The sequence below is a fragment of the Hymenobacter sp. YIM 151858-1 genome (assembly GCF_025979705.1).
In the GTDB taxonomy this organism is placed as follows: domain Bacteria; phylum Bacteroidota; class Bacteroidia; order Cytophagales; family Hymenobacteraceae; genus Solirubrum.
Map to the genome: position 1 here is coordinate 2,362,742 of NZ_CP110136.1, position 24,383 is coordinate 2,387,124.

The window sequence follows — 24,383 nt, forward strand, 5'->3', positions numbered from 1 at the left end:
CCGGCACCGGGGCTTTCGCAATACGGCAAAAAACCACCTAGGGCTTACTGGCCAGCCGAAGCCGCCTCGCCCTTTTTCTTCTTCGTTTTCACCTTCACTTTGGTCGATTTGGCATCGGCGCCGGGGGTGTTGGCGGCCACGCTGGCGTTGGGGTTCGGGCCGTTGTTTACAATCGTCATTTCATCGACGATGTGCTTGGCGCCGCCCAGCTTCTCGATGCACCACAGCACGTAGCGAATGTCGGCGTTGATGCAGCGCTTCAGGTCGGGGTCGTAGGCCAAGTCGCCGGTCATGGCTTCCCAGTTGCCGTCGAAGGCCAGGCCAATCAGCTCGCCGCGGCCGTTGATAACCGGCGAGCCGGAGTTGCCGCCCGTAATGTCGTTGTCGGTGATGAACGCAACGGGCAGGGTGCCGTTTTTATCGGCGAAGCGGCCAAAATCCTTGGCCTGCAGCAGCTGGCTTTGCTTGGCCGGCACCACAAACTCGGGGTTGGTGTTGTCTTCCTTTTCCAGAATGCCCTGGCCGGTAGTGTAGTAGTTGTACTGCACGGCGTCGCGGCCTTTGTAGGCGCGCACGGTGCCGTAGCTCAGGCGCAAGGTAGAGTTGGCATCGGGCGAGTACACCTTGCTGGCGTTTTTCTCGCGCAGGGCGGCTACGTACAGGCGGTTGGCGCGCACGAGGCTGGCTTGCAGGGCCTGCGTTTTGGGCAGGATGTTCTGCACGTAGTTCGAGTAGATCGACTGGAACGTTTTAAACGCCGGATCGGCCTCCAGCTTAGCCGCCGTGGGCGCCGCCAGGAAAGCTTCAACCTTGGCTTTCGAGGTCAGCAGCGAGTTGCCGAACACGTAGTCGGCGTACTTCGCCATCGAGCCGCCGTACTGCTTTTGCACCGTCTGGAACACGTCGGGCTGTTGCTCCTTGGGCACATCCTGCATGTACAGACCTAGGAGCGCGGCAAACACCTTCTTGTCGGTGGCGGCGCTGTAGTCCTTGAAGTGCTCGGCTACGGGCTCTTTCAGGTCCTCAACGGCTTTCTGCACGGCCGCTTTGTCGGTGCCTTTCAGGGCCTGGTACAGCGGCATCATGCGCGAGGCCAGCGTGATGATTTCGGTGCCGAAAGCGCCTTCGTTCACGTACTGGGCGCTCAGGTTGTACTGGCGCAAGCCTTCGTAGGCCTGGTTGATGTCCTGGAGCACCGCGCCGTACTGCTGCTGGCGGGCGGGGTCGGCGGCAATCCATTGGGCCAGGGAGGCCTCTTCGCCTTTCTTCTGGTCCACGGTTTTCAGGCGTTTCATGCCCTCGTTTTGGCCGATGAAGTACTTCCAGTAGTTGGCAATGTTGGCGTACTTCGAGGCGTAGGCCAGGCGCAGGGCCGGGTCGCGGTCCATGTCTTCCTTCCAAAGCTTCAGGCGGGTGTCGCGCAGTTTAATGCGGGCGGGGTTGCTTTGGTCGAGCGTCAGCTGCAGGCCAGCGGCGGGCAAAAAGCGCTGCGTACGGCCGGGGAAGCCAAACACCATCGAAAAGTCGCCCTCGCTTACGCCCTGCAGGCTCACGGGCAGGTGCTTTTTGGGGATGTAGGGCACGTTGTCGGCTGCGAAGCCGGCAGTGGGCTTGTTGTCCTTGGAAGCGTACACCCGGAACAGCGAGAAGTCGCCGGTGTGGCGGGGCCACATCCAGTTGTCGGTGTCGCCGCCGAACTTACCTACGGCTTCGGGCGGAGCACCTACCAGGCGCACGTCGCCGAAGCGCTGGTACACAAACAGGTAGTACTCGTTGCCGGCAAACATGTCGCGCACGTAGGCCACGTACTGGCCGTTTTCCTTGGCGGCGTTGGCCAGCTCGCGCTGGCGCTGCTGCACCGTGGCCATGCGCTCGGCCTCGGGCGTTTGGGGCGTAATGCCCTCCAGCACCTTGCCGGTTACGTCCTCCATGCGCACCAGAATATCCACGAACAAGCCGGGGTTGGCTTTCTCGTCGGCGCGGGTCTGGGCGTAGAAGCCGTTTTGCAGGATGTTGTTCTGCGTGGTGCTGTGGCTCTGGATGGCGTCGTAACCGCAGTGGTGGTTGGTGAGCAACAGGCCTTCCTTCGACACGAACTCGCCGGTGCAGAAACCGCCCAGCTGCACGATGGCATCCTTGAGCGAGGCGTTGTTCACGTCGTAAATTTCTTCGGGCGTAAGCTTGAGGCCCTTCTTCTGCATGTCGGCGTGGTTGAGGCGCTTAACCAGCAGCGGTAGCCACATGCCTTCGTCGGCGCGGGCTACGGCGGGCAGCAACAGTGCCAGCAGCAGGCCTTTCAGCCAGGAGCGTTTGAGCATTGGTGGGAGGATAGAATGTGGTGAAAAGAGTGGAAATTGCCCGGGGCAACCCCGAACCAAACTTACGAAGCCGGGCGTTGCCGCCCTAACACCCGTTTGGTTTGGCCGGGCGGGCACTTTCAGCAACACCACCCATGGCAGCCCTGTTCAAACACTTTTTCCTGGCGTTGGTGTGGGTGTATCGGCACCTGATTTCGCCGCTCAAGCCTGCCACCTGCCGCTACACGCCCACTTGCTCGGCCTACGCCACCGAGGCCATTCGGCGCCACGGCCCGTGGCGCGGGGGCTGGCTGGCACTGCGCCGCATCGGGCGCTGCCACCCCTGGGGCGGCTTCGGCTACGACCCCGTTCCGGAAAAGTGATTGGCTGGCACCTAGGGTTGGATGCCAAAGCTGCTTCTCGGCCCTAGGTGGTGCGTTTGCGTATAGCAGCTAGGTACGCCCGCAGGCCGGGCGTTTTACTGGCACTATCCGCAATGCACATGAACCGATTACTGGCGGGCCTGCTTAGCATGGCTCTTATTGGCTCTACTGCCTGTTCCGAAGCGCAAAACGAACAAGCCGAAGGCAAGGGCAAAAAAGGAAAAGGCGGTAAGAAGAAAGACAAAACCGAGGCGCTAAGCCCGGTGGCGGGCCTCACGAAAGTAGGCACCATGCCCAGCGAAGTGCCCGAAAGCTCGGGCCTGGCCCGGGGCCCCGAGGCCGGCACGTTCTACACCCACGGCGATACGCGCAGTCCCGGCGGTGGCCCCTCCATTTACCTGGTGCGCGAAAACGGCCAACTGGTGCGGCGTATCGAGCTGCAGGGCGTACAGCAGCAGGATTGGGAGTCGGTGTCGCAGGACACGCAGGGGCGCCTGTACCTTGCCGATTGCGGCAACAACGGCAACGACCGCCAAGACCTCACCATTTACCGCATCGACCCAAAGAACCTAGGCGCGGTCAGCAAAATCCAGTTCTCGTACCCCGATCAGAAGGAATTTCCGCCGGCTAAGGAGGAGCGCAACTTCGACGTGGAGGCCTCGCTGTGGCACAACGGGCGCATCTACCTGTTCTCGCGCGACCGGGCCAACGACCGCACCAGCAAAATCTACAGCCTCGATGCCAACGGCCCTGCCCGCCAAACGGCGCAGCGTGTGGGCGAGCTTACGCTGCCCGGCCAGGTAACCGATGCGGCCCTCAGCCCCGATGGCTCGCGCCTGGTGCTGCTGGGCCGCGAGCAAATTTTTGTGGGCGCCGTGAGCGGCAGCAACTTTGGCGAGGCCAAAATGCAAGCCGTGGAAATGAAAGGCGCCGGCCAAACCGAGGGCGTGGTGTTCATCGACAACAATACCGTACTCATCAGCAGCGAGCAGGGCGCTTTGTACCGCTACAACCTGCCGCAGTAGCTTTGGCTCTTGTACTAAACCGCCTTGGTTGTACCTAGGCGGGCAAAGCGGCCCTGGGCTACGCCCGGCGGCCGTTTTTTGCTTATCATTGAACCTGAAAATGCACCGCAGCCGCATTGGGCTGCCCTACCCTTTTTCTACTTCTCTCTTATGAGTAACACTGCCGTTACCACCCTGCGCGCCGGCGTTCTGCACGGCGACGAGGTTCAACAGCTGTTCGAGTACGCCAAGGAGCACGGCTTTGCCCTACCCGCCGTAAACGTAACGGGTACCGACACGGTAAACGCCGTGCTCGAAACCGCAGCGGCCGTAAACTCGCCGGTTATCATTCAGTTCTCGAACGGTGGTGCGCAGTTCTTCGCCGGTAAGGGCGCGCCCAACGACAAGCAGCAGGCCAGCATTGCCGGCGCCATTTCGGGCGCCATGCACGTGCACCAAATGGCCGAGCTTTACGGCGTACCGGTAATTCTGCACACCGACCACGCCGCCAAAAAACTGCTGCCCTGGATCGACGGCATGCTCGAGGCGGGCGAGAAGTACTTTGCGCAGCACGGCCGCCCGCTGTTCAGTTCGCACATGATCGACCTTTCGGAGGAGCCGATTGAGGAGAACATCGAGATTTGCAAGGAGTACCTGGCCCGCATGGATAAGCTGGGCATGACGCTGGAAATCGAGCTGGGCGTAACCGGCGGCGAGGAAGACGGCGTTGACAACTCCGACGTTGACTCGAGCAAGCTCTACACCCAGCCTTCGGAAGTGGCCTACGCCTACGAGGAGCTGCTGAAGGTGAGCCCGCGCTTTACCATTGCCGCGGCGTTCGGCAACGTGCACGGCGTGTACAAGCCCGGCAACGTAAAGCTGCAGCCCGTAATCCTGAAAAACTCGCAGGAGTACGTGAAGGAGAAGTTCGGCCTGACGGAGGCCCTGCCGATCAACTTCGTTTTCCACGGCGGCTCGGGCTCGTCGCAGGAGGAAATCCGCGAGGCCATCAGCTACGGTGCCATCAAGATGAACATCGACACCGACCTGCAGTGGGCGTTCTGGGACGGCATCAAGAACTTCTACAAGAAGAACGAAGCCTACCTGCAAGGCCAGATCGGCAACCCCACCGGCGAGGATGCCCCGAACAAAAAATACTACGACCCGCGCGTGTGGCTGCGCGAAGGCGAAAAGACGTTTGTGGAGCGCCTGAAGGTGGCCTTCGACGACCTGAACGCCCTGAACCGCCGGCCCTAGGTCGTTTCGGCTGTCATGTCGAGCGGCAGCGAGACATCTGATTCAGAACGCCTGCCGTGTTTACCCAGATGTCTCGCTGCGCTCGACATGACAAAACAAAAGCCCCGCTGGAGCAATCCGACGGGGCTTTTTGCGTGGGGCCTAGGTGGCTTAGCGTTTCATTTGCACGGGCAGCGGCTTGTTGGGGGCATTGTCGTCGTGCAGGTCGCGGGGGGCGAAGCCGTAGCGGTTGTTGGGGTTTTTGCCGGCGCGCAGCAACACCCACAGGCCCACCAAAATCAGCGGAATGCTCAGGAGCTGGCCCATGTTCAGGGGCAGGCGGTCTTCGAAGGACTCCTGGTTTTCCTTCAGAAACTCCACGAAAAAGCGGAAGGTGAACAGCAGCGTTACGAACAAGCCAAACAGCAGGCCGCGCGGGGTTTGCTCCTTGTAGCGGTTCCAAAGCCCGTAGAGCAGCACGAACAGCAGCAGGCAAAACAGCGCCTCGTAGATTTGGGTGGGGTGGCGCAGCTCGTTCGGGATGTTACCGGCTACGTGGTGTATCTCGTTGTAGCGCACGAACTTAAACGCCCAGGGCACATCGGTTTCGCGGCCGATGATTTCGGAGTTCATCAGGTTGCCCAGGCGAATGCACATGCCGCCGGTAGCCACCACAATCACGATGCGGTCGAGCACCCACAGGTAGTCGAACTTGTTGTTGCGCGCAAACAGCCACACGGCCAGCAAAATGCCGATGGTGGCGCCGTGACTAGCCAGGCCGCCTTCCCAGATTTTCAGAATCTCGCCGGGGTGAGCCAGGTAATAATCGGCATCGTAGAAGAATACGTGCCCAAGGCGCGCACCCAGTACCGTGCCGATAAGCATGTAGATGGTGATGACATCGACCCAGCGCTGCGACACCCGCTCGGCTTTGTAGATGTGCGTGAGGATAAACGAACCGATGATAAAGCCCAACGCGAACAGCAGGCCGTACCAGCGCAGCGTGAGCGGACCGAGTTGAGCAAGAATGGGCGACTGGTCCCAGGTGATGTAGGCGAGCATAGGCACTTTGGCGCGGGTGAGTCGGACAAAAGTAGGGGCGCATTGCACGCGCCGGCTACAAAGAACGATTATCCCAGGAAAAATTACAGGCCCGGGCCTACAAACGGCTCGGGCCTGTGGGTAAAGGTAAGCAGGTTGCGGCGGCCCCTAGGTGCTGGTGGCCTTGTTGCCCGCGGGCAGGTGTTAGCCACACCACCAACCGAGCGGGTGCTGCGCGGCGCGCCCTTACAGCGCTGTCAGCTCGTCGGTGAAGCCGCCGCTCAAAATAGGAAAGCGCAGCCACGAGCGGGGGTCGAGGTTGTAATCATCGAGGTGGAACGAGGGCGCAAACCGCTCGCGCTTCCACTGGTTGCGGCTCCAAAGTTGGTAAAAGCGGCGCACGTAGGTTTTTAGCTGTTCCGGCTCGATGTTTTCGACCTCGGCACCTAGGCGCGCCAGCACCTGCTGCGGGCTGAGGCGCTCGTAGAAAGCCAACCGCTCGATTAAGTTGAGCAGTGGGTACGGCATCAGGTCGCGTTCGTCGGTTTGCTTGTCTTCGAGGGGGCGCAGCTCGGCAGTAGGCGCCAGGTTGTTCACGCGGTGCAAGCCAGCGTATCCCAGCTCGGTTTCGGCCCATACCAGCCACTGTTTCACGAAGGCCTTATCGACGCCGGCAATGGGCGAAATGCTGCCCGCCGTGTCGCCATCCATGGTGCAGTAGCCCACGGCGGCTTCGGAGCGGTTGCTGGTGGTAATCAGCAGGCAGTTTTGCACGTTGGCCAGCATCCAGATGCTGGGCGCGCGCACCCGGGCCTGAATGTTCTGCAGCGTCAGGTCATCGGTCTTCCACGTCAGCTCCCGACCTAGGGCATGCTCAATCTTGCTGGTGTAGCCCTTTACCTCCTGGTCGATGTCCCAGCTGAAGAACACGGCGCCTACGTTTTCGGCTACGTCTTTGGCCGAGAGGTACGTGTCGTCGGAGGAGTTGACGGTGCCCTGGTACGCGCACGTGAGCAACCGGCGCGTAAGCTGCTGGTTGAGCGTGAGGCGCTCGTTGCCGGTTACCTGCTCGGCCGGGTGCGACACGGCCTGCACGCGCGTACCGGCGTCGGCGGTGGCCACCGGCTCGATGGGCGCTGCGCCCGGCAGCTGCCCGTACTGCACCGCAAACCGGATGTCGTCGTCGGAGAAGTTGCCGGCTTTGCGCATGAACTCCTCCACGCCCAGCTCCTGCACGCCCAGGCGCACCATTTCGGCCACGCCCACGGCGCACATGCACGAGTCGGCCCCGCCCGAGAGGCTCAGCACGAAGCCCTTGCTGCGGGCTTTGCGCATGTAGTCGTACAGGGCCAGGCTCAGGGCCTGGTTTAGCTCGCGGTATTCATCGGGCGCCGGCAGCGGCGTAATTTCCTGCGTTACGGCCGGCTCCTGGCCAAAGTCCACGTCGGCATACTCCAGGTCTACGTTCTTGAAGCTCAGCAGCTGGTTGCGCTTGATGAGCTGGCCGTTGCGCGCAATCAGGATTTCGCCGTCGTAAGTAATACGGCCGGCCTCGTTGCCCAACAGGTTGGCGTAGAGGTAGGTTACCTGGTAATCGCGCGAGCCTTTCAGCACCAGCTGGTAGCGCACGTCGGTTTTGCTCATGGCGAAGTGCGAGGCCGAGGGGTTCACGATGAGCTGCACGCCCCTGGGTTTCAGGCGGCCAGCGGGGCGGTCGGTGGCGGGGCGCCAGGCATCTTCGCATATCTCGAAGCCAAACGTTACGCCTAGGTGCTCAAACACAAGGTCGCCGATGGTGTACTCCTCGCCCTCGTAGCTAAACGTAGCCGTGGTGCCCGGCCGCCACGATGAGAAAAACCGCGGCTCGTAGTGCACGCCATCGTTGGCCAGAAACTGCTTGGCCGCAAACCCGAATATTTTTTGGTCGCGGATCACGCAGGCCGTGTTGTACGTCTGGCCGTTCAGGCGCACGGGCAAGCCTACGCACACCACCATGTTGGGGTCGGTGCACCATTGGCGCACTTGCTGCAGGTAACCTAGGGCCGCCTCGCTCAACCACTCGTGCAGAAACAAATCCTCGCAGCCGTAGCCCGTCAGGCACAGTTCGGGCAGGCACAGCAGCTCCACGCCTGCCTCCTGAGCCAGTTGTATGGCCTCTTGGATGTTGCGCAGGTTGTTTTGCCAATCGATTGGCGTTTGGTTGAGGGCAGCGCCGGCAAGTCGCATAAGCTGAAGAAAGCAGGTAAGGTGAAAACGTCCTGCAAGTAACTGCAAATGCTGTTGTCGGGTTGTGTAGCCGTTTCGCTAGCTGTCATTGCGAGCCAAGCGAAGCAATCGGTCCTGGGCTGGGTACGACTTTTCACCCAGCACCAAGCAAAACCGGCGCCTGCTCTAGCTCGCATTTTTCAGTTCGCTTATTTCAGATAGTATATTTAACCGCCTAGGTCTGAAACTAGACATTACTAACCGGGGACGCGGACTTGCAAAGTCCGCGCTATATCGTCCTAGGTGCTTTTCGCTTAGTGCTGGCTGAAGGGTTGTGCCCCGCCCAGGACCGATTGACGCCGCTCGATGCGCGGAATGTCCTTCGTCCTCGCAATGACAGCCGGTGCTGCCGTTGCCGCTACACACCTAGGGCATCCAACGCCCGCTCGGCGGCTTGCTGCTCGGCCTGCTTCTTGGAGAGGCCCATGCCCGTAGCAACGGCTTCTTCGTCAATCAGTACCGTGGCCGAAAACTCCATTACGCCGCCGGTGCGTTGCTCGCCGTTCAGCTCGTAGCGCACGGCTTTGCCGTGGCGCTGCGCCCACTCAATCAGCTTGCTTTTGAAGTTGGCCGTGGTGCTCACCAGGGCTTTCACATCCACAAACGGCCGAATCAGGCGCTTCAGCACGAACTGCCGGGCGGCTTCGTAGCCGTGGTCGAGGTAAATGGCGCCTACCAAAGCCTCCAGCGCGTTGCCGTTCACGGAGCGCGAGCGGGCCGAGCGGCTCTGGCCGGCATCGAGCTGCACCAGCGCGTCGAGGCCAATTTTGAGGGCCAGCTGATTCATGCTCTCGCGATTTACAATGCGCGAGCGAACCTCCGTGAGGAACCCTTCGGGTTCGTACGGAAATTTGCGGAACAGAAACTCGGCCACCACCGCGCCCAGCACGGCATCGCCCAGAAACTCCAGCCGCTCGTTGGAAAGGTGCCGCGTTTGGCCCGGCTGCTGCCGAACCATTGAGGCGTGCGTAAATGCCAGCCGGTACAAACGCACGTTGCCCGGCGCACGGCCCGTTACGGCAGCAATTGCTTGCCGGAACTGACGGTCGTGGCCGAGCAAACGGCGAAAGAAACCGAACAGCGGGAGCGTACGGCCGCTGCGCTGTACCATAAGCAGTATTGGGTATAAGGTACTAGGTAACGGGACTGTTTGTGCGGGTACGCAGCTATGTGTTGCCCAGATACCTACTACCCACTACCCTTTACCTTCTTAGTCGCGGAGCTTACCGAACACCACCGAGGTGTTGTGCCCACCAAAGCCAAACGTATTGCTCAGGGCAATGTTCACCTCGCGCTGCTGGGCTTGGTTGAAGGTGAAGTTCAGGCGCGGATCAAGCTCCGGGTCGTCGGTAAAATGGTTGATGGTAGGCGGAATCAGGCTATGCTCCATGGCCAGGATGCTGGCCACGGCCTCGATAGCACCGGCTCCGCCGAGCAGGTGGCCCGTCATGCTCTTCGTCGAAGAGATGTTCAGGTCGTAGATGGCGTCGCCAAATACTTTCTGAATGGCCTTCACCTCGGCGCCGTCGCCCAGGGGCGTGCTGGTGCCGTGGGTGTTGATGTAGTCCACCTCGGAGGCGGTAATGCCGGCGTCGCGCAGGGCTTGCTTGAGCACCAGCATCACACCGTTGCCCTCGGGGTCGGGCGCGGTGAGGTGATACGCATCGGCCGACATGCCGCCGCCGAGCACCTCGGCGTAGATTTTAGCACCGCGCGCTTTGGCGTGCTCCAGATCCTCCAGAATCAGCGCGCCGGCGCCTTCGCCCAGCACAAAACCGTCGCGGTCCTTGTCGTAGGGGCGCGAGGCCGTTTCGGCGGCATCGTTGCGCTCCGACAAAGCCTTGAGGGCGTTGAAACCGCCGATGCCGGCTTCCGTCACGGCCGCCTCCGAGCCACCGGTTACAATTACATCAGCATAACCCAGCCGGATGTAGTTGTAGGCGTCGATGATAGAGTTCGACGACGAGGCGCAGGCCGACACCGTAACGAAGTTGGGGCCGCGGAAGCCGTGCTTCATCGAAATATGACCCGACGCGATATCGGCAATCATTTTGGGAATGAAGAACGGGTTGAAGCGCGGGGTACCGTCGCCTTTGGCAAAGGCCACGCACTCCTCCTGGAAGGTGCGCAGGCCGCCAATGCCCGAGCCCCAGATAACGCCCACGCGGTCTTTGTCGACGCTGCCGTCGGCAATACCGGCTTCGGCAATGGCCTGATCGGCGGCTACCACGGCGAACTGCGAAAACAAATCGAGCTTGCGGCCTTCCTTGCGTTCGAAGAAATCGTCGGCGTTGTAGCCCTTCACTTCGCAGGCAAAGCGGGTTTTGAACTTGCTGGCGTCGAAGCGCGTGATGGGGCCGGCCCCACTAACGCCGCGCGACAAACCGTCCCAGTACGCGGCAACCGTGTTGCCAAGGGGGGTAATGGCTCCGAGACCAGTAACAACAACTCTCCGTAGCGCCATAAAAGGGGTGCGAAGGGATAAAGGAGGAAAAGAAAAACGGCCGGCGCGGGCCGGCCGGCAAAGCGGTAGGTGCTTTAGCTAGGGTAAAGATGCCTTATTTGGCGTGTTCTTCGAGGTAAGCAATGGCTTGGCCCACGGTGCCGATGTTCTCAGCCTGATCGTCGGGGATGCTTACGTTGAATTCTTTTTCGAATTCCATGATAAGCTCAACCGTGTCCAGCGAGTCAGCGCCGAGGTCGTTGGTGAAGCTTGCTTCCGGAGTTACTTCCGAGGGCTCAACGCCAAGCTTGTCAACGATAATGCTTTTTACTTTTTCTGCGATTTCAGACATTTCCGTGGGGTTTAAAGAAAACTCGGCACAAATAACACCATCTTCGGCAACATTGTCAAACCGGACGAGGTGAATTGCCCAAGTGCCCGCGCTGGTTTAGCCCCGCCAACTCCGTAGTTTTGCGCCGCATGCCAGGCTGCTTTTCCGCCTATGAAAACCCTTACCCTCGACTGCGACTACGACTGCGACTTCGACCTGTTCGGCATCGTGTCGTCGAGCCGGGACCATAAGCTGGCCTGGACGCTGAACCAGGCCCTGCGCCTGCGGCTGATCAAGCAGCAAGATCTGATACTGGACCTGCTGACCCGCGGCCGGCTCGTTATCAGCAATTACCTGCACGCTACTGAAACAGCCACCTTACGCCTGCTCCGCAACCGGTCCGTCGATCCGTCGCCGCTGCAGAGGCACTTTTTGGCTCCCGATATCAAGGAGTACGACTACCTGATACAGGTGCAAAACGGTACCGGCACGCTCGACCCCGATACCCTGCTCGAGCAGCTGGCGGCCTTGCCGGCGGTGCAGTACGTGTGTCGTTTCGATCCAAATACCCTCAAGTTCAAAGAAAACTTGCTCTTTTAGGGTTTGGTTGGCTCGCTGCCGCCGCGCCCTCCCCTTGCTGCCCCACTCAGCCAAGGACCTTTCTCTCGCCGTAGCCGGCCACCCTGGCTAGCTACCTACTGCGCGTTTTTTGCGTAACCACCTAGGGTTACGGCGCTGCCCGCCGAGAGAGGAAGGTCCTTTGATTGCGCCCTAGGTCAGGGGATTAAATAAATTACGCAACAATCGCAGACGCACAACTCTTACCGATACATGGAAAATCGTCCTGGTTTTAACAAGACCAAAATTGTGGCCACCGTCGGACCGGCCTCCAACACCTACGACAAACTGGGCATGCTCATCCGCGAAGGCGTGGATGTGTTTCGCCTCAACTTTTCGCACGGCAAGCACGAGGAACACCTGGCCGTGATTAACCTGGTGCGCCGCCTCAACAAGGATTTGCGCACCCACGTGGGCTTGCTCCAGGATTTGCAGGGCCCCAAAATCCGCCTGGGCGATGTGGAGGGCGGCTCGTTCGAAATCAAAGCCGGCGAACAGATTACGCTGGTATGCGGCGAAAAAGAAATTAGCCGCCCGGGCCGCATCAGCACGATTTACCTAGGGCTGGCGCGCGACGTGAAGCCCGGCGACATGATCCTGATCGACGACGGCAAGCTGGAGCTGCGCGTGCTTACCACCGACCGCGAGAAGGAAGTGCTGTGCGAGGTGATTTACGGCGGCACCGTGAAGCCCCGCAAAGGCATCAACCTGCCCGATTCGAATGTGTCGGCCCCGTCGATGACCGAAAAGGACATCGAGGACCTGAAATTCGGCCTCGAAAACGACGTCGATTGGATTGCCCTTTCGTTTGCCCGCCGCGCCGAAGACATCCGCTTCATCAAGCAGATTATTGCCGAATCGGGCAAGCAAGCGCGCGTGGTAGCCAAAATCGAGACGCCCGAGGCTCTGCGCAACATCGACGAGATTATTGCCCTCACCGATGCCGTGATGGTAGCCCGCGGCGACCTAGGCGTTGAGATTAAGGCCGAAGAGGTGCCGATGGCGCAGAAAATGATCATCCAGAAGTGTAACCGCGCCGGCAAACCCGTGATTGTGGCCACGCAGATGATGGAAAGCATGATCGTGAACCCGCGCCCCACCCGCGCCGAAACCAACGACGTGGCCAACGCCGTGCTCGATGGCACCGATGCGGTAATGCTGTCGGCTGAAACGGCCGTGGGCGCTTACCCGGCCGAGGTGATCCGCTCGATGGTGGGCACCATCCGGAGCGCCGAGGAGCACCCCGGCCTCTACCACCGCGAGTTTGCCGCCGGCGACCCGCTGGCCGCCCCCGATACCTACTACACCAACAGCGTGCTGGCGGCGGCCTGCAGCCTGGCCCGCGCCACCGGCGCGCAAGCCATTGTGGGCATGACGCACAAAGGCTATACGGCCTACCAGCTCTCGAAGTACCGCCCGCAGGCCAACATCTTCGTGTTCACCGACAACCGCGCCATCCTCACGCAGCTGAGTTTGGCCTGGGGCGTGCGTGGTTTCTACTACGACCGGTTTGTGAGCACCGATACCACCATTGCCGACATCAAATACGTGCTCATGACTACCGGCCACATCGCCAAAGGCGACGTGTTCATCAGCACCGCGTCGATGCCCATCAACGAAAAGGGCAAAGCAAACATGATCAAGCTGAGCACGGTGTAAGCCCTGCTCACCAACGCGAAAAAGGCCGCGCAGCAATTGCTGCGCGGCCTTTTTCGCGTTGGTGATGCATCTCTTCTCCTTACCCCCTAACGCCAGAGGCACCGCCACCACCTAGGTAAGCCTGGTGGTGGCTGAACGCGCAAAGGCCCCGCGCTCGGAAGCGCGGGGCCTTTATCAAGAACTACTACGAAACGTGTTGGCTTAGGCAGCCAGCGTGTTTACGTACTTAGCCAGGCTCGACTTGTTGTTCGCAGCCTTGTTCTTGTGGATGATGTTCTTCTTGGCCAGACGATCCAGCATCGACGATACTTTCTTCAGGAGCTCTTGGGCTTCCGAAGCGTCGGTGGTAGCACGCAGCTTCTTAACGGCCGTGCGGGTCGATTTGGCCTGGTAACGGTTCAACACGCGCTTGGCTTCGTTCGAGCGGATGCGCTTCAGAGCCGACTTATGATTTGCCATGATGCGGAAAGCGAAAAAAACAGATGTTCTGTCTAGGTTCTAGTCAATTGGGTTGGCAAAGGTAGATATTCGAAGTGAGAATGTCAAACAGCTAACGAAGAAATGCCTGGAAAGGCAGGCAGAAGCGCTGCCGGCACCGGCCCTGCTCTGCCCTTTCCCTTTTTGCTATGCGCTTCCTGACCCGCACCATCTGGCTTTTGTCGCTGGTAAGCCTGTTTGCCGACCTGGCCAGCGAAATGCTTTATCCTATTATGCCGCTGTATTTGCGCAGCATTGGCTTTTCGGTGTTACTTATCGGGGTGCTCGAGGGCGTGGCCGAAGCCACGGCGGGTCTCAGCAAGGGGTACTTCGGGCAATGGTCGGATCGGCTGGGGCGGCGCCTGCCTTTTGTGCGCTGGGGCTATGGCCTGAGCGCGCTTTCGAAACCCATGATGGCCTTGCTAGCCGCGCCCTGGTGGATTTTTGTGGCCCGCACCACCGACCGCCTGGGCAAGGGCCTGCGCACCGGCGCCCGCGATGCGCTGCTTTCCGACGAAGCGGCCGAGCACCGCACCGGTGCCGTGTTCGGTTTCCACCGCGCTATGGATACGCTTGGCGCCGTGTTGGGCCCAGTGGTGGCCTTGCTTTGGCTGGCCGCGTACCCGGGGCAATACCGCACGTTGTTTTTGCTCGCCTTTGTGCCGGGGCTGTTGTCGGTACTTACCACGCTGCTTGTGCAGGAGCGAAAGCGTGCGCCCTCCAACCAGCCGGTGCGCCCATTTTGGGCGGCGTTTGCTTATTGGAACCGCGCCCCGCAGCGCTACCGCCAAGTAGTAGGTGCGCTGGTGCTGTTTGCTTTGTTCAACAGCTCCGATACGCTTTTGCTGCTGCTGGCCCGGCAGCGCGGCTTATCCGAATCGGGCGTGGTGGGGGTGTATGTTTTCTACAACCTGGTGTATGCGGCAGCCGCGTTTCCGCTGGGCTTGCTGGCCGATAAACTAGGGCCGCGCCGCATGCTGGTGCTAGGCCTGGTACTGTTTGCGGTAGTGTACGGCGGCATTGCGCAAGCTCGGGCGTGGTGGCTGTTCGGTGGCTTGTTCGGACTTTACGGCATTTACGCCGCGGCTACCGAGGGCATCAGCAAAGCCTGGGTAAGCCGCCTCTGCACCCCCGCCGACAAAGGGGCAGCCCTAGGTACTTTTGCGGGCCTTAGCAGCCTGGCTGCGCTGGTAGCCAGTGCCCTTACGGGGCTGCTCTGGCAGCAGTTTGGCCCGCGCGTGGCTTTCGGCACCTCAGCGGCCGTGGCTTTGCTGGTGGCCCTGCTCCTGGCCTTGCTGCCTGCTACCACGCAAAAAGCCCCGGCTTGCTAAGGCAAACCGGGGCTAGGTAGCACTGGTGCAACACGCCAAAGCGTGCTTTCCCCAGGGTTAGTCAACTTTCTTCTCGATGTCGTCGGCCATCTTCTTGTGCGAGTTCAGCATGGGCAGCGTTTTGGTGGCCAGTGCTTTCACCGATGGCGTAGACGCTTGCTTGGTTTTGGCTTCAAACATGGCAATATCCATCTTGTGAGCCGTTTCCATGGCGTCCATGTAAGCCTCGTCGAACGCTTTGCCGGTTTTGCCCTTCACGTTGTCGGCCAGGGCCTGGTGCACGGGCATCAGGGTAGTAGGCAGCGTCACGTTCAGCGGGGCAGCTACCGTCTTCAGCTCCTGCGTGGCCTTGGTGTGGTGGTCTTTCATCATCTGACCGTACTTTTTCACGTCGGCATCGGTCGATTGCTGCGTGGCCATTTGGCCCAGCTGAATTTCGAGCATGTTGCTGCTGGCGGCCGTCATCAGGAAGGTGGGGTCGTCCATGGTGGCGAAGGTGGCCACAAAGGCGTTCATGTCGGTGCCGGGGGTGCCCACGGTGGCCGAGCTGGCGGTGCTGCCGCTCACGTTCATAGAGCCCGAGCTAACACCGGTGCTCGATACGCTGCTGCTGGTGCCCACCGAAGAGGTATTCATGGTGCCGGAGCCCGAGGTACCGGGGCTGGTGGCCGCACCCGAGGTCATGCCGCTGCTGGCATCGTCGGTAACGGTGCTGCCCGAGGTGCTCGAGCCGGTAGTGCCCGAGGCGGTGGTAGAGCTGCTGCATGCGCTGCCCGCCATCATGGCTGCCGCTATCAGAAGAAGGGAAGTTGCTTTCATTGTTTTCATAGTTAGTGTTGCGATTTTCAGTGGCTTATACGTCCGCGAGCCTTGGCTGTTCATATTTTTATACCAATTCCTCGCGCTTCTATCCAAATATGTAAATAGTTATCGGCTAATCCATTATCTTATTAATCTCGGCAGCTTCTCAGCACCTAGGGCTTTGCCGGGCCGCCACGCATCGTTCGCAACACCTGGCTCAGGGCCGGGCACTCGCCTGCAACTGGTATGCATGCCTAAAACTTGCGTACCTTCAACAACCCCTCCCCTTCACCCTCAACGTACCCCTGCGATGCCGATCATAGCCAACTCCCGCTACCGGCCGCCTTTTTACCTCTTCAACGGCCACCTGCAAACCATTGTACCCAGCCTGCTGCGCGAGGTACCCGAGGTGCAGTACCAACGCCAGCGCGTAGAAACGGCCGACGGCGACTTTCTGGACCTCGATTGGGCCCGCACCGAGCACGTTACCGATGCGTTGGGCATTATCTCGCACGGACTGGAGGGCGACGCCGGCCGCCCCTACGTGCGCGGCATGGCCCGGGCGCTCAACAAAGCCGGCATCGATGCGCTGGCCTGGAACTACCGCAGCTGCAGCGGCGAGCCGAACCGCCTGTTGCGCGCCTACCACCTAGGCGACACCGACGACCTGCATTTTGTGGTGCAGCAGGCGCTGGCCACGGGCCGGTACCGGCAAGTGTACATGACGGGGTTTTCGGCCGGCGGCAACATGACGCTGAAATATCTGGGCGAAGACCCGGGCCGGATTCCGCAGGAAATACAGCGCGCGGCGGTGTTCTCGGTGCCTACCGATCTGAAAGCCGGCTCGGAGCATATTTCGCGGCTCCAAAACCGCATCTACCTCAACCGCTTTCTGAAGTCGCTGCGGCAGAAAATCCGGACCAAAGCTGAGTTGTTGCCCGGCCAGCTCGACCTGGATGGCCTCGAAGAGCTCAGCGACTTTCCGCAGTTCGACAACCGCTTTACGGCGCCCATGCACGGCTTCAAATCGGCCGACGAGTACTACGAGCACAGCAGCTCGGGCCGTTACCTGCACGGCATTCGCATTCCCACGTTGATTGTGAATGCCCAGAACGACCCGTTTTTGCCGCCCACGTGCTTTCCGCGCGCGGCGGCCGAAAGCAGCCCCTACGTGTTTCTGGAAACGCCCGAAGCCGGCGGCCACGTAGGCTTTGCCGAGGGCCTGCCCTCCGACGGCGACTACTACTCCGAGCGGCGGGCCGTAGAATTTATCACGGCAAAAGTTCCCGCCTAACAGCCGAGGGGCGCGGAGCAACCCCCGCGCCCCTCGGCTTATTATTACACGTTGTTGGTGCGCTTGCCCGTTGCCACCGCTTTGTTGGCCGGCACAAACACCACCTTTTTTGTCTCGAAGAATTCTTCCTCGAAGAAGTCGCTCAGGTTCGTTACCGTGGCCACCAGGCCCGATTCCTCGATTTCCTCCGTTAGGTCGCCGCCTTTGAGGTAGTACAGGCCGTGGGCTTCGCTGGTGCCGGCCGTGGCGGTGTAGCGCTGCGCTATCCAGGGGTGGAAGTTGGCCAGGCGCGTAACGGCGCGGCTCACCACAAAATCAAACTTCGAGCGTACCTGCTCGGCCCTGATTTGCTCGGCCGTTACGTTGTGCAGCTTCAGGGCGTGGGCCATTTCCTGCACTGCTTTAATCTTCTTGCCGATGCTGTCGATGAGGTGAAACTCAACCTCCGGGAACAGGATGGCCAGGGGCAAGCCGGGCAGGCCGCCGCCCGTGCCTACATCGAGCACCGTGCTGCCTGCCGGAAACTGCGCCACCTTGGCAATACCTAGGGAGTGCAGCAAGTGGCGCTCGGCCAGGTTATCCACATCGGTGCGGGCAATAAGGTTAACGCGTTCGTTCCAGCCGCGGAATTCGCGGTCGAGCTGCTGAAACTGTTCGCGTTGGCGGGGCGTGAGGTCGGGGAAGTAGCGGAAGAGGATGTCCATTGCAGGGCAAAGGTACGGCGGGCGTTTTCTCCTATCTTAAATCTTCTGTCATCCTGAGCACAGCGAAGGACCTTCTCTGGTGGGGACCTCACCCCAGCCCCCTCCCCCGAAGCGAGGGAAAGTGTATGCTATCCGGCGTCAGCAGGCGAGATGTCCCGACAAGCTCGGCATGACGTTATTGCCCTAGGTCGCCAGGCTCTCCCTCTCCTTTTGGGGAGGGGCTGGGGGGTGGGGTCCAACGTCATAAAGTCCTTCGGCTCGCGCCTCAGGACGACAGAGGATGGGAGCCGAACCAAAACACCGAAGCCCCGCCTAGGTAAGACGGGGCTTCGGTTTGCAAAGGAGCAAGCAGGCGCTAGATGATTTCCTTCTTGTTCTTCACCATGTCATAGAGCAACTCGCGGGCGCGGTGCAGCTGCGCCTTTACGGTACCTAGGGGGGCTTTCAGCTCCTGGGCAATTTCTTCGTAGCTGAGCTCATCGAAATAGCGCAGGGTTACGAGGCGCTGGTACTTATCGGGCAGCCGCGACACCACGTGCTGCATGATTTCGATTTTCTGGTTCTTGATGGCAGTTTCGGCCGGGTTCAAGTTGTTGTCGCGGAAATCGATGGTGATTTCGTCGCCGTTATCAATCTTGATGGCCGAATCAATCGACATCGTCTTGATCTTATTCTTGCGAATAAAGTCGATGCAGTTGTTGGTGGCGATGCGGAAAAGCCAGGTACTGAAGGCGTACTCCGGGTTGAACTTGTGCAGGTTGCGGAACGCCTTGGCGAAAGCCTCGATGGTGAGGTCTTCGGCATCGTCGGGGTTGCGCACCATCTTAAGCACCACGTGGTACACGGGCTTCTTATAAATCTGCATCAGTTCGGCGTACGCCTTCTCGTCGGCCTGCTCCACGGCTGCGCGGATGAGCTTGAAGTCGTGCTTGGCTTTGGCCGAGAACTGCTTCTGGAGGTCCTGATTATTTACTTCCATCGGGAGGGGTTGCGGTAGAGCACTAACGAGGCTGTCAGGAGAAAGTAGGCAAAAAAATACCCCGCATCCAACGCCGGGAACAACCACAGCGGTTGCCGGTCGTGGAGGCGGCGGCTGGCCTGCGCGTACGTAGCAAGTGCTGTCGAGGTTCGGACAACCCATGCCCCTGCAAGCGCTACCCATTCAGGATCAGGCACTACAATTGCCGCCAGAGTTGCGAGATAAAATAAGCCGTTGGCTAAGATAAAGGTTCCAATCCGAAGTCGGTCGGCAAATCGGTACCGATTGCCGGCGGCCATGTGGCGGCGCTTCTGGTGCCACCACTCCCGCCAGGTGGCGGGGGCCAGGCTCAGGGTTTGCGCCTCGGCCGCCGTAACGACGGCTGCCTGCCGCCCAAGTTGCACGGCATCCTGCACCAGCAAATCATCGTCGCCGCTGAGCCGCCGGATGTGCGAGGCAAAGCCCTTGGTGGCCATAAAGGTTTGCTTGGTGTAGGCCAGGTTGCGGCCCACGCCCATGTAGGGCTGGCCACGCTCAGCAAAGCTGAGGTACTGCAGGCCGGTAAGCAGCGTCTCGAAGCGCACGAGCTTGTTCAGTAGCCCGGGGGCCTCGGCGTAGGGGCCGTAGCCCAGCACCAGATCGGCGCCCGTATCGAAGCCCTGCGCCATGTGCCGCAACCACTGGTACGAGGTGGGCACGCAGTCGGCATCGGTGAAGAGCAGATACGGGTAGCGGGCCACCTTAATACCTAGGGTAAGAGCGTATTTCTTGGGAGCCAAGCCGTTGGGCGTGCGCTCCACCGTTACGAGGCGCACGTTGGGGTAATATTGCGTGAGCTGCTGCGCGTACAGGATGGTTTCGTCGGCGGAGCGGTCGTCGATGAGCACCACCTCGAACCGCTCGTACTCTTGATTCAGCAACACCGGCATCAGCTGCCGCAGCTGCGCGGCCGCGTTGCGCGCCGCCACTACTATTGACACCGGGCGCTCGGCCTCGCGGGCGGCGTCGGGCTCCAGCGTTTCGGCTACGCGGCGCCTCCCAAACGGCCAGAAGTAGTACACCGCGTACCCCAGTTGCACCGCCACGCACAGCACGAGCAGCCAGGAAACGGGCGAGAGGTAAAAAAGCAAAGCAGGTGCGGGGTTAGTAAGCGCGAGCGGGCAAAAGTAGCCATTCCGGGGCGAGGCACGAACCGCCCATACGGGTTACCTTTGCGGCTTGTTTAGCTAACAGCCGCGGGTGCCCGCCTGCGCTGGCGCCCCTGGCAGGACAATACCAAGCAGCCCGCCGGCCAACTGCCTGAGCCGTTGGCGGCGCCGGCACCTAGGGATTGTTCGGCACTGCTTGCGCCAGCCACCGCCTGCCATTCTTTTTCGCATGACTTTCGACCTAGTCGCTCACGATCCGCAATCCAAGGCCCGCGCCGGGGTGCTCACCACCGACCACGGCACCATCCAGACGCCCATTTTCATGCCGGTGGGCACGGCGGGCTCGGTAAAGGCCGTGCACCAGCGCGAAATCAAGGAGGACATCAACGCCGAAATTATCCTCGGCAACACCTACCACCTGTACCTGCGCCCCGGCCTCGATACGCTGCAAAAAGCCGGCGGCCTGCACAAGTTCAACGGCTGGGATAGGCCCATCCTCACCGACTCGGGCGGCTACCAGGTGTACTCGCTAAGCGAGACGCGCAAGATCAAGGAAGAGGGCGTGAAGTTCCGCTCGCACATCGACGGCTCGCACCACCTGTTCACGCCCGAGGGCGTGATGGATATTCAGCGCGTTATCGGGGCCGACATTATCATGGCCTTCGACGAGTGCACGCCGTGGCCCTGCGAGTACGACTACGCCCGCAAATCGATGGACATGACGCACCGCTGGCTGAAGCGCTGCATCGAGCGCATCGACAGCACCGAGCCGCTCTACGGCTACGAGCAGCAGCTCTTCCCCATCGTGCAGGGCTCTACCTTCCGCGATTTGCGCAAGCAGTCGGCCGAGTTTATTGCCGAGCAAGGCCGTGCCGGCAATGCCATTGGTGGCCTGAGCGTGGGCGAGCCGGCCGAGCTGATGTACGAAATGACGGAGCTCTGCTGCGACATTTTGCCCGCCGACAAGCCGCGCTACCTCATGGGCGTGGGCACGCCGGCCAACATCCTCGAAAACATTGCCCTCGGGGTGGATATGTTCGACTGCGTGCTGCCCACCCGCAACGCCCGCAACGGCATGCTGTTTACCACGCAGGGCATTATCAACATCAAGAACAAGAAGTGGGAGCAGGACTTCTCCCCCATCGACGAGGCACTGGGCGGCTACGCCAGCACGTTCTACTCCAAGTCATACGTGCGCCATTTGTTCCATGCCAGCGAGTACCTGGCGGGCATGGTGGCCTCGGTGCACAACCTCACTTTTTACCTGTGGCTGGTGCGCGCAGCCCGCGAGCAAATCCTGGCCGGCACTTTCCGCGAGTGGAAGGAGAAGATGGTAAAACAGCTGATGGTAAGGCTATGAGTTTTCAGTTGTCAGTTTTTCGTTGTCCGTTCGTTCTGGCATCCATCACTGACAACTAACCACGATCAACTGACAACTAACCCGCATGCTTCGGCTACTCGATAAATACGTCCTCGGCAAGATGCTCACCACCTTCATTTTCACGGTGGTGGTGCTGGTGATGGTGATTTGCGTGATTGACTTCACGGAGAAGAACGACGACTTCATCAAACACAACCTGGGGGCGGGCAAAATCATCACGGAGTATTACCTCAACCTGTTCCCCTACTACGCCAACCTGCTTTCGCCCATCACGGTGTTTATTGCCACGGTGCTGGTAACGGCGCGCCTGGCGGCCCGCACCGAGATTGTGGCCATTCTGGCCTCGGGCGTGAGCTTCCGGCGGCTTTTGCTGCCCTACGTGATGGGCGGCGGCATTATCGGGCTGGCTACGTTCGGGCTGATTGGCTGGGTCATTCCGTTGGCCAACAAGCCGCGCGTGGCCTTCGAGCGGAAGTACGTGAAGAACCCCTACCGCTTTCAGGGGCGCAACGTGCACATCAAAATCGGCCCGCAGCACTACGCCTACCTCGAGAGCTACGACAACGTGAGCAACGTGGGCTACCGCTTTGCCATCGAAACCATTGAGGGCACCATGCTTAAGCGGCGCATGTCGGCCGAGGCCATCAGCTGGGACTCTACCAAAAAAGCCTGGCACCTTACGCCGCAGGTGGTGCGCACCATCAACGGCGACAAGGAAACCCTGAAGGTGTTTCCGGCCCGCGACACCACCCTAAACCTGTACCCCAAGGACTTCGCCAGCACCTTTAAGCTGGCCGAAACGCTTACTCTGCCCGAGCTGCAAAACCTGATTCAGGAAAAGGTAAACCGCGGCGCCAGCGACACCGAGATTTACCTGGTGGAGCGCGCCGAGCGTTACGCCTACCCCTTCGCCATCGTGATTCTGACGGTGATTGGCGTGATTATGAGCGCCCGCAAATCGCGCACCGGCGTGGGCGGCCAAATTGCCCTGGGTTTCGTGCTGGCGTTCGTGTACATCGGCTTCGTTATCCTGAGCCGCAACCTGGCCCTGGTAGGCGATATGCCCCCGATGCTGGCCGCCTGGGTGCCCAACATCGTGTTCACGAGCATCGGGCTGGTGCTCTACAAGTTTATTCCGCGCTAAATGGTGAAATGGTGAGGTGGTGAACTGGTGAGTATCGTTCGACTTGCGCTTTCGGCGCAGCATTGGCCTCCCAGATACCCCACTCACCAGTTCACCACCTCACCATTTCACCCGATGTTGAAAGACTACCTCCGCCTCCACTTTATTGTGTTTCTGTGGGGCTTCACGGCCATTTTGGGCAAGCTGATTTCGCTGCCGCCCGTGGAGCTGGTGTTTTACCGCACGCTCATTGCCGCGGTGGGGCTGGCCGTGCTGCTGGTGTCGCGGGGGCAGCAGTGGCGGGTGCCGGCGGGGCAGGCGCTGCGGCTGCTGGGCGTGGGCGCCATGGTGGCCGTGCACTGGATTACTTTCTTTCTGGCTGCCCGGCTGTCGTCGGTAAGCGTGTGCCTGGCCGGCATGGCCACGCTCGCGCTCTGGACCTCGATCCTGGAGCCGCTGATTTTGCGCAAGCGTTTCGAGGCCTACGAGATTGTACTGGGCCTGCTGGCGATGCTGGGTTTGTACCTGGTGTCGCAGGCCGAGTTCGACCAACTGCTGGGCCTGGGCGTGGCGGTGTTTTCGGCGGGCCTGAGCGCGTTGTTCAGCGTGTTCAATGCCAAGCTCACCCAGCAGCACCCGCCCCTGCGCCTCACCTTCTACGAAATGAGCGGGGCCTGCCTCAGCATTGCCTTGTTTCTGATTGCGCGGCCGGGCTTTGGCGGCGAGCTGCCGCAGCTCGACCCCACCCTGCTCGACTGGGTGTGGCTGCTGATACTGGCCGGCGTGTGCACGGTGTATGCTTTCTCGGCTTCGGTGGAGCTGCAGCAGCGCATTTCGGCCTTCGCGCTCAACCTAACCGTGAACCTGGAGCCCGTGTACGGCATTGCCCTGGCCGTGCTCATCTTCGGCAGCCAGGAAAAAATGAGCACGGGCTTTTACCTCGGCACGGTTATCATTCTGCTGAGCGTGCTGGTGCACCCCATCCTCGACCGGTGGGTGCGCCGCCGGCGCGCCGCCTCACAGCTGCCCGTCCCACACCAGGAAGTCGTCGGCTAAGGCAAGGCTGGGCGGCAGCGGCTGCCCCGGCCACAAGCCAAACACCGCCGAGCCCGAGCCCGACAAACTGGCGTAGGCGGCACCGGCGGCGTAGAGCTGCTGCTTGAGCTCGTTGAGCAACGGATACCTAGGGGCCAGCGAAGCCTCAAAATCGTTTACCACCGTTTCGCGCCACGCACTGATGGGCCCGCTGAGCGCCGTGCGCAAATCGTGGGCGGGGGCTTTGGGCTGCACGCCCGCGTACGCCTCGGCCGTGCTGATGTGCAGGTTGGGGTAAACGACTTTGCAAGCCGTGCCCGCAAGTTGCGGCAGCGGCAAAGGCGCGAGTTCGTCGCCGCGGCCGGTGGCCAGGGCCGGCTGGTTGCGCACGAAGAAGGCGCAGTCGGAGCCCAGGCGCCGGGCGTAGGCTTCCAGCTGATCGTCGGTCAGCCCTAGGTCGAGCACCGCGTTCAGCGCCTTCAGGGCAAAAGCTGCATCGCCCGAGCCGCCGCCCAGGCCGGCGCCAATGGGCACTACTTTGTGCAGGTGCATCTGCACGGCCGGCACCGCCGGAAAGTCGGCTTTCAGCAGCTCGTACGCCCGAATGCACAAGTTGGTGGCCGGGTCGCCGGGGATGGGGCGGCCGGTGAGGGCCAGCGAGGTTTCGGCAGCGCCGGGCAGTACTTCCAGCGCATCGCACCACGGCAGCGGCACCATGGCGGTTTCGAGCGTATGAAAGCCATCGGGGCGGCGCTGGGTTATGTGCAGCCCTAGGTTGAGCTTGGCATTGGGGAAGACGAGCATAGCCGCAAAGCAACAACGCAGCGGCCATA

Annotated in this window: 22 protein-coding genes; 10 read left to right on the forward strand and 12 right to left on the reverse strand. The window is 60.8% G+C overall.

Annotated elements, in window-relative coordinates; translation table 11 throughout:
- Positions 1-44 precede the first annotated feature (44 nt).
- A complete protein-coding gene (locus OIS50_RS10460) occupies positions 45-2,318 on the reverse strand; it encodes a S46 family peptidase (RefSeq protein ID WP_264690584.1) in 2,274 nt (757 codons plus the stop codon).
- 134 nt (positions 2,319-2,452) lie between these two features.
- Here OIS50_RS10460 and yidD point away from each other — a divergent pair, with 134 nt between their 5' ends.
- The 3 genes from yidD (at position 2,453) to fbaA (ending at position 4,941) form a co-directional block, all read left to right on the forward strand.
- Positions 2,453-2,680, forward strand: a complete 228-nt coding sequence (yidD, locus tag OIS50_RS10465) for a membrane protein insertion efficiency factor YidD (protein ID WP_264690585.1) — start codon at positions 2,453-2,455, stop codon at positions 2,678-2,680.
- Between the two features lie 119 nt (positions 2,681-2,799).
- Positions 2,800-3,705, forward strand: coding sequence for an SdiA-regulated/phytase-like domain-containing protein (locus OIS50_RS10470; RefSeq protein ID WP_264690586.1), 906 nt, complete (start codon positions 2,800-2,802; stop codon positions 3,703-3,705).
- 150 nt (positions 3,706-3,855) lie between these two features.
- Positions 3,856-4,941, forward strand: a complete 1,086-nt coding sequence (fbaA, locus tag OIS50_RS10475; protein WP_264690587.1) for a class II fructose-bisphosphate aldolase — start codon at positions 3,856-3,858, stop codon at positions 4,939-4,941.
- A gap of 150 nt (positions 4,942-5,091) precedes the next feature.
- Here the strand turns inward: fbaA and lgt are convergent, their stop codons facing one another.
- The 5 genes from lgt to OIS50_RS10500 form a co-directional block, all read right to left on the reverse strand.
- Positions 5,092-5,982 carry a prolipoprotein diacylglyceryl transferase gene (gene lgt / locus OIS50_RS10480; RefSeq protein ID WP_264690588.1) on the reverse strand — a complete coding sequence of 297 codons (891 nt, stop codon included), beginning with the start codon at positions 5,980-5,982 and terminating at the stop codon, positions 5,092-5,094.
- A 225-nt stretch (positions 5,983-6,207) separates the two neighbouring features.
- Positions 6,208-8,187, reverse strand: coding sequence for an NAD(+) synthase (nadE, locus tag OIS50_RS10485; RefSeq protein WP_264690589.1), 1,980 nt, complete (start codon positions 8,185-8,187; stop codon positions 6,208-6,210).
- Between the two features lie 397 nt (positions 8,188-8,584).
- Complete coding sequence (gene rnc / locus OIS50_RS10490; protein WP_264690590.1) at positions 8,585-9,337, reverse strand: ribonuclease III; 753 nt, start codon at positions 9,335-9,337, stop codon at positions 8,585-8,587.
- 99 nt (positions 9,338-9,436) lie between these two features.
- Entirely contained in the window at positions 9,437-10,690 is a 1,254-nt protein-coding gene (gene fabF, locus OIS50_RS10495; protein WP_264690591.1) for a beta-ketoacyl-ACP synthase II, read from the reverse strand.
- Positions 10,691-10,784: 94 nt separating this feature from the next.
- The gene (locus OIS50_RS10500) at positions 10,785-11,021 is read right to left on the reverse strand and encodes an acyl carrier protein (RefSeq protein WP_059067513.1); all 237 of its coding nucleotides are present in this window, start codon (positions 11,019-11,021) and stop codon (positions 10,785-10,787) included.
- A 150-nt stretch (positions 11,022-11,171) separates the two neighbouring features.
- Here OIS50_RS10500 and OIS50_RS10505 point away from each other — a divergent pair, with 150 nt between their 5' ends.
- A complete protein-coding gene (locus tag OIS50_RS10505) occupies positions 11,172-11,600 on the forward strand; it encodes an IPExxxVDY family protein (protein ID WP_264690592.1) in 429 nt (142 codons plus the stop codon).
- 231 nt (positions 11,601-11,831) lie between these two features.
- Positions 11,832-13,277, forward strand: a complete 1,446-nt coding sequence (gene pyk, locus OIS50_RS10510; RefSeq protein WP_264690593.1) for a pyruvate kinase — start codon at positions 11,832-11,834, stop codon at positions 13,275-13,277.
- A 201-nt stretch (positions 13,278-13,478) separates the two neighbouring features.
- On the opposite strand, the gene rpsT is transcribed toward pyk, so the two are convergent.
- Positions 13,479-13,736 (reverse strand): 30S ribosomal protein S20, encoded by a 258-nt coding sequence (rpsT, locus tag OIS50_RS10515; protein WP_264690594.1) that lies wholly within the window; start codon positions 13,734-13,736, stop codon positions 13,479-13,481.
- A gap of 167 nt (positions 13,737-13,903) precedes the next feature.
- Between rpsT and OIS50_RS10520 the strand changes: the two genes are divergently transcribed.
- The gene (locus OIS50_RS10520) at positions 13,904-15,085 is read left to right on the forward strand and encodes an MFS transporter (RefSeq protein ID WP_264690595.1); all 1,182 of its coding nucleotides are present in this window, start codon (positions 13,904-13,906) and stop codon (positions 15,083-15,085) included.
- Between the two features lie 57 nt (positions 15,086-15,142).
- Here OIS50_RS10520 and OIS50_RS10525 read toward each other — a convergent pair whose 3' ends face one another.
- Positions 15,143-15,904, reverse strand: a complete 762-nt coding sequence (locus OIS50_RS10525; RefSeq protein WP_264690596.1) for a DUF4142 domain-containing protein — start codon at positions 15,902-15,904, stop codon at positions 15,143-15,145.
- Positions 15,905-16,196: 292 nt separating this feature from the next.
- Here OIS50_RS10525 and OIS50_RS10530 point away from each other — a divergent pair, with 292 nt between their 5' ends.
- Entirely contained in the window at positions 16,197-17,180 is a 984-nt protein-coding gene (locus tag OIS50_RS10530; RefSeq protein WP_264690597.1) for a YheT family hydrolase, read from the forward strand.
- Positions 17,181-17,224: 44 nt separating this feature from the next.
- Here OIS50_RS10530 and rsmG read toward each other — a convergent pair whose 3' ends face one another.
- The 3 genes from rsmG to OIS50_RS10545 form a co-directional block, all read right to left on the reverse strand.
- Positions 17,225-17,884 carry a 16S rRNA (guanine(527)-N(7))-methyltransferase RsmG gene (rsmG, locus tag OIS50_RS10535; protein ID WP_264690598.1) on the reverse strand — a complete coding sequence of 220 codons (660 nt, stop codon included), beginning with the start codon at positions 17,882-17,884 and terminating at the stop codon, positions 17,225-17,227.
- A gap of 355 nt (positions 17,885-18,239) precedes the next feature.
- Positions 18,240-18,863, reverse strand: a complete 624-nt coding sequence (locus tag OIS50_RS10540) for an RNA polymerase sigma factor (RefSeq protein ID WP_059067497.1) — start codon at positions 18,861-18,863, stop codon at positions 18,240-18,242.
- Positions 18,854-19,993, reverse strand: a complete 1,140-nt coding sequence (locus OIS50_RS10545) for a glycosyltransferase (RefSeq protein WP_264690599.1) — start codon at positions 19,991-19,993, stop codon at positions 18,854-18,856. Before OIS50_RS10545 ends, OIS50_RS10540 begins: the two co-directional genes overlap by 10 nt.
- Before the next feature lie 247 nt (positions 19,994-20,240).
- Between OIS50_RS10545 and tgt the strand changes: the two genes are divergently transcribed.
- The 3 genes from tgt (at position 20,241) to OIS50_RS10560 (ending at position 23,571) form a co-directional block, all read left to right on the forward strand.
- The gene (gene tgt, locus OIS50_RS10550) at positions 20,241-21,371 is read left to right on the forward strand and encodes a tRNA guanosine(34) transglycosylase Tgt (protein ID WP_264690600.1); all 1,131 of its coding nucleotides are present in this window, start codon (positions 20,241-20,243) and stop codon (positions 21,369-21,371) included.
- Between the two features lie 85 nt (positions 21,372-21,456).
- Positions 21,457-22,536 (forward strand): LptF/LptG family permease, encoded by a 1,080-nt coding sequence (locus tag OIS50_RS10555; RefSeq protein WP_264690601.1) that lies wholly within the window; start codon positions 21,457-21,459, stop codon positions 22,534-22,536.
- A 114-nt stretch (positions 22,537-22,650) separates the two neighbouring features.
- Positions 22,651-23,571: a DMT family transporter gene (locus tag OIS50_RS10560; RefSeq protein WP_264690602.1), complete on the forward strand. Its 921-nt coding sequence runs from the start codon at positions 22,651-22,653 to the stop codon at positions 23,569-23,571.
- On the opposite strand, the gene ispE is transcribed toward OIS50_RS10560, so the two are convergent.
- Positions 23,533-24,354, reverse strand: a complete 822-nt coding sequence (gene ispE / locus OIS50_RS10565; RefSeq protein WP_264690603.1) for a 4-(cytidine 5'-diphospho)-2-C-methyl-D-erythritol kinase — start codon at positions 24,352-24,354, stop codon at positions 23,533-23,535. The genes OIS50_RS10560 and ispE overlap by 39 nt on opposite strands.
- Positions 24,355-24,383 lie beyond the last annotated feature (29 nt).

Bases quoted from the DNA above. Each gene is read 5' to 3' on its own strand.
- fabF (WP_264690591.1), bottom strand. From the start codon at position 10,690: ATGGCGCTACGGAGAGTTGTTGTTACTGGTCTCGGAGCCATTACCCCC.
- OIS50_RS10460 (WP_264690584.1), bottom strand. From the start codon at position 2,318: ATGCTCAAACGCTCCTGGCTGAAAGGCCTGCTGCTGGCACTGTTGCTG.
- OIS50_RS10540 (WP_059067497.1), bottom strand. From the start codon at position 18,863: ATGGAAGTAAATAATCAGGACCTCCAGAAGCAGTTCTCGGCCAAAGCC.
- nadE (WP_264690589.1), bottom strand. From the start codon at position 8,187: ATGCGACTTGCCGGCGCTGCCCTCAACCAAACGCCAATCGATTGGCAA.
- rsmG (WP_264690598.1), bottom strand. From the start codon at position 17,884: ATGGACATCCTCTTCCGCTACTTCCCCGACCTCACGCCCCGCCAACGC.
- OIS50_RS10555 (WP_264690601.1), top strand. From the start codon at position 21,457: ATGCTTCGGCTACTCGATAAATACGTCCTCGGCAAGATGCTCACCACC.
- OIS50_RS10505 (WP_264690592.1), top strand. From the start codon at position 11,172: ATGAAAACCCTTACCCTCGACTGCGACTACGACTGCGACTTCGACCTG.
- tgt (WP_264690600.1), top strand. From the start codon at position 20,241: ATGACTTTCGACCTAGTCGCTCACGATCCGCAATCCAAGGCCCGCGCC.
- rpsT (WP_264690594.1), bottom strand. From the start codon at position 13,736: ATGGCAAATCATAAGTCGGCTCTGAAGCGCATCCGCTCGAACGAAGCC.
- OIS50_RS10520 (WP_264690595.1), top strand. From the start codon at position 13,904: ATGCGCTTCCTGACCCGCACCATCTGGCTTTTGTCGCTGGTAAGCCTG.
- OIS50_RS10525 (WP_264690596.1), bottom strand. From the start codon at position 15,904: ATGAAAGCAACTTCCCTTCTTCTGATAGCGGCAGCCATGATGGCGGGC.
- OIS50_RS10470 (WP_264690586.1), top strand. From the start codon at position 2,800: ATGAACCGATTACTGGCGGGCCTGCTTAGCATGGCTCTTATTGGCTCT.
- ispE (WP_264690603.1), bottom strand. From the start codon at position 24,354: ATGCTCGTCTTCCCCAATGCCAAGCTCAACCTAGGGCTGCACATAACC.
- fbaA (WP_264690587.1), top strand. From the start codon at position 3,856: ATGAGTAACACTGCCGTTACCACCCTGCGCGCCGGCGTTCTGCACGGC.
- lgt (WP_264690588.1), bottom strand. From the start codon at position 5,982: ATGCTCGCCTACATCACCTGGGACCAGTCGCCCATTCTTGCTCAACTC.
- OIS50_RS10530 (WP_264690597.1), top strand. From the start codon at position 16,197: ATGCCGATCATAGCCAACTCCCGCTACCGGCCGCCTTTTTACCTCTTC.
- OIS50_RS10560 (WP_264690602.1), top strand. From the start codon at position 22,651: ATGTTGAAAGACTACCTCCGCCTCCACTTTATTGTGTTTCTGTGGGGC.
- rnc (WP_264690590.1), bottom strand. From the start codon at position 9,337: ATGGTACAGCGCAGCGGCCGTACGCTCCCGCTGTTCGGTTTCTTTCGC.
- yidD (WP_264690585.1), top strand. From the start codon at position 2,453: ATGGCAGCCCTGTTCAAACACTTTTTCCTGGCGTTGGTGTGGGTGTAT.
- pyk (WP_264690593.1), top strand. From the start codon at position 11,832: ATGGAAAATCGTCCTGGTTTTAACAAGACCAAAATTGTGGCCACCGTC.
- OIS50_RS10500 (WP_059067513.1), bottom strand. From the start codon at position 11,021: ATGTCTGAAATCGCAGAAAAAGTAAAAAGCATTATCGTTGACAAGCTT.